Source organism: Xylophilus sp. ASV27, assembly GCF_016428875.1.
In the GTDB taxonomy this organism is placed as follows: Bacteria; Pseudomonadota; Gammaproteobacteria; order Burkholderiales; family Burkholderiaceae_C; genus Xylophilus.
In genome coordinates, this window is sequence record NZ_JAELTO010000004.1 from 82,320 (window position 1) to 88,520 (window position 6,201).

Annotated in this window: 5 protein-coding genes; all 5 read left to right on the plus strand. The window is 69.7% G+C overall.

Annotated elements, in window-relative coordinates; translation table 11 throughout:
* Positions 1 to 39 precede the first annotated feature (39 nt).
* The 5 genes from murC to ftsZ all read left to right on the plus strand — a co-directional run bounded on the left by murC (position 40) and on the right by ftsZ (position 6,071).
* Positions 40 to 1,473 (plus strand): UDP-N-acetylmuramate--L-alanine ligase, encoded by a 1,434-nt coding sequence (murC, locus tag JHD63_RS02005; RefSeq protein WP_198968983.1) that lies wholly within the window; start codon positions 40 to 42, stop codon positions 1,471 to 1,473.
* An 11-nt stretch (positions 1,474 to 1,484) separates the two neighbouring features.
* Positions 1,485 to 2,462, plus strand: a complete 978-nt coding sequence (locus JHD63_RS02010) for a D-alanine--D-alanine ligase (protein ID WP_198968994.1) — start codon at positions 1,485 to 1,487, stop codon at positions 2,460 to 2,462.
* A 3-nt stretch (positions 2,463 to 2,465) separates the two neighbouring features.
* Complete coding sequence (locus JHD63_RS02015; RefSeq protein WP_198968984.1) at positions 2,466 to 3,317, plus strand: cell division protein FtsQ/DivIB; 852 nt, start codon at positions 2,466 to 2,468, stop codon at positions 3,315 to 3,317.
* Between the two features lie 4 nt (positions 3,318 to 3,321).
* Positions 3,322 to 4,551, plus strand: coding sequence for a cell division protein FtsA (gene ftsA / locus JHD63_RS02020; protein WP_198968985.1), 1,230 nt, complete (start codon positions 3,322 to 3,324; stop codon positions 4,549 to 4,551).
* Between the two features lie 296 nt (positions 4,552 to 4,847).
* Positions 4,848 to 6,071, plus strand: a complete 1,224-nt coding sequence (gene ftsZ, locus JHD63_RS02025) for a cell division protein FtsZ (protein WP_198968986.1) — start codon at positions 4,848 to 4,850, stop codon at positions 6,069 to 6,071.
* Positions 6,072 to 6,201 lie beyond the last annotated feature (130 nt).

Sequence of the window (6,201 nt, forward strand, 5' to 3'; positions counted from 1 at the left end):
AGGCTATATGCTATCAATTAAGGAGTGGAGCGCGCGGCCATGAAGCATGCCATCCACCACATCCATTTCGTCGGCATGGGCGGCACCGGCATGAGCGGCATCGCCGAGGTGCTGTTCAACCTGGGCTACACCATCTCCGGCTCCGACCTGAGCGACAGCGCCACGCTGCGGCGCCTGCGGGGGCTGGGCATCCGCACCTGCGTCGGCCACGACGCCTCGCACATCGCGGGTGCCGACGCCGTGGTCACCTCCACCGCCGTGCAGCAGGACAACCCCGAGGTCATCGCCGCGCGCGAGAAGCGCATCCCGGTGGTGCCGCGCGCCCTGATGCTGGCCGAGCTGATGCGCCTGAAGCAGGGCATCGCCATTGCCGGCACGCACGGCAAGACCACCACCACCAGCCTGGTCACCAGCGTGCTGGCCGAGGCCGGGCTGGACCCGACCTTCGTCATCGGCGGCCGGCTCAACAGCGCCGGCGCCAATGCGCGGCTGGGCAGCGGCGACTACATCGTGGTCGAGGCCGACGAATCCGATGCGTCCTTCCTCAACCTGATGCCGGTGATGGCGGTGGTGACCAACATCGACGCCGACCACATGGAGACCTACGGCCACGACTTCGGCCGGCTGAAGGGCGCCTTCGTCGACTTCCTGCACCGCATGCCGTTCTATGGCACGGCCATCCTGTGCATCGACAACCCGGCCATCCGCGAGATCCTGCCCGAGGTCACCTGCCCGGTGACCAGCTACGGCTTCTCCGAGGATGCCGAAGTGCGCGCCCTGAACGTGCGCGCCGCGGGCGGCCAGATGCATTTCACCGTGCAGCGGCGCAACGGCGTGGTGCTGCCCGACCTGGACGTGGTGCTCAACCTCGCCGGCGAGCACAACGTGCTCAACGCGCTGTCGGCCATCGGGGTGGCGGTCGAACTCAACATCCCCGACGCGGCCGTGCTGGCGGCGCTGGCCCACTTCACCGGCGTCGACCGGCGCTTCCAGCGCTATGGCGAGGTGCCGGCCAGAACCGGCGGCAGCTTCACCGTGATCGACGACTACGGCCACCATCCGGTGGAACTGGCCGCCACGCTGGCCGCCGCGCGCGGCGCGTTCCCGGGGCGGCGCCTGGTGCTGGCCTTCCAGCCGCACCGCTACAGCCGCACGCGCGACTGCTTCGAGGATTTCGTGAAGGTGATCGGCGCGGCCGACGCGGTGCTGCTGACCGAGGTCTATGCCGCCGGCGAGAGCCCGATCGTCGCGGCCGACGGCCGCTCGCTGGCGCGCGCGCTGCGCGTGGCCGGCAAGGTCGAGCCGGTGTTCGTGGACGACGTGGCGGACCTGCCCGAGGCGATCCGCGACAACGCGCGCGACGGCGATGTGGTGATGTGCATGGGGGCCGGCTCGATCGGCGCCGTGCCCGGACGGCTGGTCGAAATGTTTCGGCAGGAAGAGCGGACGGCCCAGGAAGGAACACGGTCTTGAGCAGCGTTGACATGCACAATCCCGCAGCGTTCGGCAAGGTGGCCGTGCTCATGGGCGGCGCCTCGGCCGAGCGCGAGGTGTCCCTCATGTCGGGCACCGGCGTGCTCGCCGCGCTGCGCGCGCGCGGCGTCGACGCGCATGCCTTCGACCCGGCCGGGCGCGACCTCTCGGCGCTGCGCGGCGAGGGCTTCGCGCGTTGCTTCATCGCCCTGCACGGCCGCTTCGGCGAAGACGGCACGGTACAGGGCGCGCTCGAGCTGATGGGCATTCCCTACACCGGACCCGGCGTGATGGCGTCGGCCATCGCCATGGACAAGGTCATGACCAAGCGCGTGTGGACCGCCGACGGCCTGGCCACGCCGCGCTACGTGCGCCTGGCCGCCGGCCAGCAGCAGCGCGAACAGGTGCGCGCCGTGCCCGACGTGCTGGGCCTGCCGCTGATCGTCAAGCCGCCGCGCGAGGGCTCTTCCATCGGCGTGACCAAGGTGCGCGGCTATTCCGACATGCAGGACGCCGTGGCGCTGTCGGCCAGGTACGACCCCGATGTGCTGTGCGAGGAGTTCATCGAGGGCGAAGAGGTCACCTGCCCGGTGATCGGCACCGGCCTCGACGCGCAGGCGCTGCCGGTGGTGCGCATCTGCGCCCCCGAGGGGGCCTACGACTACCAGAACAAGTACTTCACCGACGACGTGCAGTACCAGTGCCCGAGCGGCCTGCCCGAGGCCGAGGAGCGCGCCATCCAGCACCTGGTGCTGGCGGCCTACCGCACGCTCGGCTGCCGCGGCTGGGGCCGTGCCGACCTGATGATCCGCGCCAGCGACCGCAAGCCGTTCCTGCTGGAGATGAACACCTCGCCCGGCATGACCAGCCATTCGCTGGTGCCGATGTCGGCACGCGCGGCCGGCATCGGCTACGAGGAGCTGTGCCTGCGCATCCTGGCGACGGCGGCGCTGGACTATTCGGACGCGCAGCGCGCGGCCAAGGCATAGGCCATGGCCGACACCCTACCCCAGCCCTTCGACGTCAGGCTCATGAACGTGACCGCTGCGGTTCTGTTCGTGAGCTCTGCCGCGCTGGTGCTGATGGCGCTCGGGTGGTGGGGCCTGCGGCACCCGGCCTTCGCGCTGGGACGCATCGACGTCGAGGGCGACCTGGCGCACAACAACGCCATCACGCTGCGGGCCAACGTGGCGCACAAGCTGCACGGCAACTTCTTCACCATGGACCTGGCGGCCACGCGCGCGGCCTTCGAGTCCGTGCCCTGGGTGCGCCGCGCCACGGTGCGGCGCGAGTTTCCCAATCGGCTGCACGTGACGCTGGAAGAGCACAAGGCGGTCGCCTACTGGGGGCCGGAGAGCGCATCGACCCTGCTCAACGACCATGGCGAGGTATTCGAGGCCAACGTGGACGACGTCGATGAGGACGACCTGCCGCGCCTGCAGGGGCCCGAGGGCCAGGCACGCGAGGTCTGGGCGATGGAGCAGTGGCTCGCTCCGGTGTTCGAGCCGCTGGGCACGCGCCTGGTGGAGCTGCAGTTGTCCAGCCGCGGAAGCTGGCGCGCCATGCTGGAGGACGAGGCCACGGTGGAATTGGGCGGCGGCACGCCGCCGGAGATCCTGGAGCGCGCCAGGCGCTTCGTGCGCACGCTGCCCGAGGTGGCCGCCAAGTACGGCCGGCGTCCCGATGCGCTGGAGTCGGCCGACCTGCGCCACACCGACGGCTATGCGCTGCGCCTGCGCGGGGTGACCACTGTCAGCGCCGAGGCCGCCGCGCGGCTGGCCGCCAAGCCGCAGCCCCGGCCGGCCGCGCGGCCACGAGATAAGCAAACGAACGCATACAGGTAACGACATGCCCAAAGAGTACAAAGATCTGGTGGTGGGACTCGACATCGGCACGGCCAAGGTGATGGTGGTCGTGGCCGAGGTCATGCCCGGGGGGGAACTCAAGCTCGCGGGGCTGGGCATCGCGCCCTCCAACGGCCTGAAGCGCGGCGTGGTGGTCAACATCGACGCCACGGTGCAGAGCATCCAGCAGGCCTTGAAGGAGGCCGAGCTGATGGCCGACTGCAAGATCACCCGGGTCTACACCGGCATCACCGGCAGCCACATCCGCGGCCTCAACTCCAGCGGCATGGTGGCGGTCAAGGACAAGGAAGTCACGCCGGCCGACGTGGCGCGCGTGGTCGAGACCGCCAAGGCCATCAACATCTCGACCGACCAGCGCCTGCTGCTGGTCGAGCCGCAGGAGTTCGTCATCGACGGCCAGGACGTGCGCGAGCCGATCGGCATGAGCGGCATCCGCCTGGAGGCCAAGGTGCACATCGTCACCGGCGCGCAGAGCGCGGCCGAGAACATCATCAAGTGCGTGCGCCGCTGCGGCCTGGACGTGGAGCAGCTCATGCTCAACCCGCTGGCCTCCAGCCAGGCGGTGCTGACCGACGACGAGCGCGAACTGGGCGTGGCCGTGGTGGACATCGGCGCCGGCACCACCGACGTGGCGGTGTTCACCAACGGCGCGATCCGCCACACGGCGGTGATCCCGATCGCCGGCGACCTGATCACCAGCGACATCGCCATGGCGCTGCGAACGCCCACCAAGGACGCGGAAGACATCAAGGTCGAGGCCGGCTACGCCAAGCAACTGCTGGCCGACCCCGACGCGCAGGTGGAGGTGCCCGGCCTGGGCGACCGCGGCCCGCGCATGCTCAGCAAGCAGGCGCTGGCCGGCGTGATCGAGCCGCGCATCGAAGAGATCTTCTCGCTGGTGCAGCAGGTCATCCGCGAGTCCGGCTACGAGGAAATGCTGTCCTCCGGCATCGTGCTGACCGGCGGCAGCGCGGTCATGCCGGGCATGGTGGAGCTGGGCGAGGACATCTTCCTCAAGCCCGTGCGCCGCGGCATCCCCAAGTATGCAAGCGCGCTGGCCGACATGGTCAGCCAGCCGCGCGCGGCCACGGTCATGGGACTGATGGAGGAGGCCCGGCTGGCGCGCCTGCGCGGCTTCAGGGTGGCGCAGAAGCACGGTTCCGTGAAGACCGCCTTCGGCCGCTTCAAGGACTTCATCATCGGGAACTTCTGATGGTCCCCCAGGCTGCGCACTTCGTGTCTTCGCCAACCCCCTTCCAGGGGGCGTCGCCTGCGGCCCGGCCGGGCCGGTTCCGCGGCGTCCTTGGGTTGGGCCGCGTGCGCGCCGTCTGCGGTGCATGCGCAGGATTCGTCGCATGAGCCGTCCCCGCAAACCCTGGTTGGCGCGCGGCAGTCCGCATGGATTGCGACGATGGCGATGGCGGCGCACGGGTCCGCCCTGGTCGCCGTCATAGGCCCACAGAGATTCCGGTCCAGCCATTCATTCCGTACAGATTTCAGGAGATCCCCATGAGCATCGAAATGATCGAAGTCGAAGAGTTCAACCAGGGCACGCAGATCAAGGTGATCGGTGTCGGCGGCGGCGGCGGCAATGCCGTCGAGCACATGATCGAGCGTGCGGTGCAGGGCGTTGAGTTCGTCTGCGCCAACACCGACGCGCAGGCGCTGTCGCGCAGCGCGGCGCACCGCACCATCCAGCTCGGCCAGAGCGGCCTGGGCGCCGGCAGCAAGCCCGACAAGGGCAAGGAAGCCGCCGAAGCCGCGCTGGATGAGATCCGCGCGGCCATCGACGGCGCGCACATGCTCTTCATCACCGCCGGCATGGGCGGCGGCACCGGTACCGGTGCGGCGCCGGTGATCGCCCGCGTCGCCAAGGAGATGGGCATCCTCACGGTGGGCGTGGTGACCAAGCCGTTCGAATTCGAGGGCGGCCGCCGCATGACCAATGCGGACCAGGGGCTGCTGGAGCTCGAGGCCAACGTCGATTCGCTCATCGTGGTGCTCAACGAGAAGCTGCTGGAGGTGCTGGGCGACGAAGTCACGCAGGACGAAGCCTTCGCGCATGCCAACGACGTGCTCAAGAACGCCGTGGGCGGCATCGCCGAGATCATCAACGTGCCCGGCCACGTCAACGTCGACTTCGAGGACGTGCGCACCGTGATGGGCGAGCCCGGCAAGGCCATGATGGGCACCGCCGTGGCCGACGGCCCGGACCGCGCCCGCATCGCCGCCGAGCAGGCCGTGGCCTGCCCGCTGCTGGAGGGCATCGACCTCTCGGGCGCCAAGGGCGTGCTGGTGCTGATCACCGCGGCCAAGGGCAGCCTGAAGCTGTCGGAGTCCAAGCTGGCGATGAACACCATCCGCGCCTATGCCTCGCCCGACGCGCACGTGATCTACGGCACTGCCTACGACGACAACCTGGGCGAGCAGATCCGCGTCACCGTGGTGGCCACCGGCCTCTCGCGCCAGGGCCAGCAGCGCCGCACCGCGCCGCCGCTGCAGGTGCTGCGCACCGGCACGCACGACGTCGCCTTCGGCCTGCCCGTGGGCACGGCCGGCGGCGCGCTCACCGGCGGCGGGGGCAGTGTTGCCGCCACCGACTACGGCAACATGGCCGTGCCCAGCGTCTGGCGCACCAACCGCACCCAGGCGGCGGCGCGCGTCGATGCGCTGGCCTCGGGCGGGATGGACGACCTGGAGATCCCGGCTTTCCTGCGCAAGCAGGCTGATTGAGTAAGGGCAACGCTGAACAAGTCCCTCGCGTGTCGCGCATCCCTGCTGTGGGCGGTCTGCGGCGTTGCAAATCCTCGCCATAGCTGCGGCTATGGCTGCGGTTTGCGCCTTGCATCCCATCCCACACCAG

Bases quoted from the DNA above. Each gene is read 5' to 3' on its own strand.
- ftsZ (WP_198968986.1), top strand. From the start codon at position 4,848: ATGAGCATCGAAATGATCGAAGTCGAAGAGTTCAACCAGGGCACGCAG.
- JHD63_RS02010 (WP_198968994.1), top strand. From the start codon at position 1,485: ATGCACAATCCCGCAGCGTTCGGCAAGGTGGCCGTGCTCATGGGCGGC.
- murC (WP_198968983.1), top strand. From the start codon at position 40: ATGAAGCATGCCATCCACCACATCCATTTCGTCGGCATGGGCGGCACC.
- JHD63_RS02015 (WP_198968984.1), top strand. From the start codon at position 2,466: ATGGCCGACACCCTACCCCAGCCCTTCGACGTCAGGCTCATGAACGTG.
- ftsA (WP_198968985.1), top strand. From the start codon at position 3,322: ATGCCCAAAGAGTACAAAGATCTGGTGGTGGGACTCGACATCGGCACG.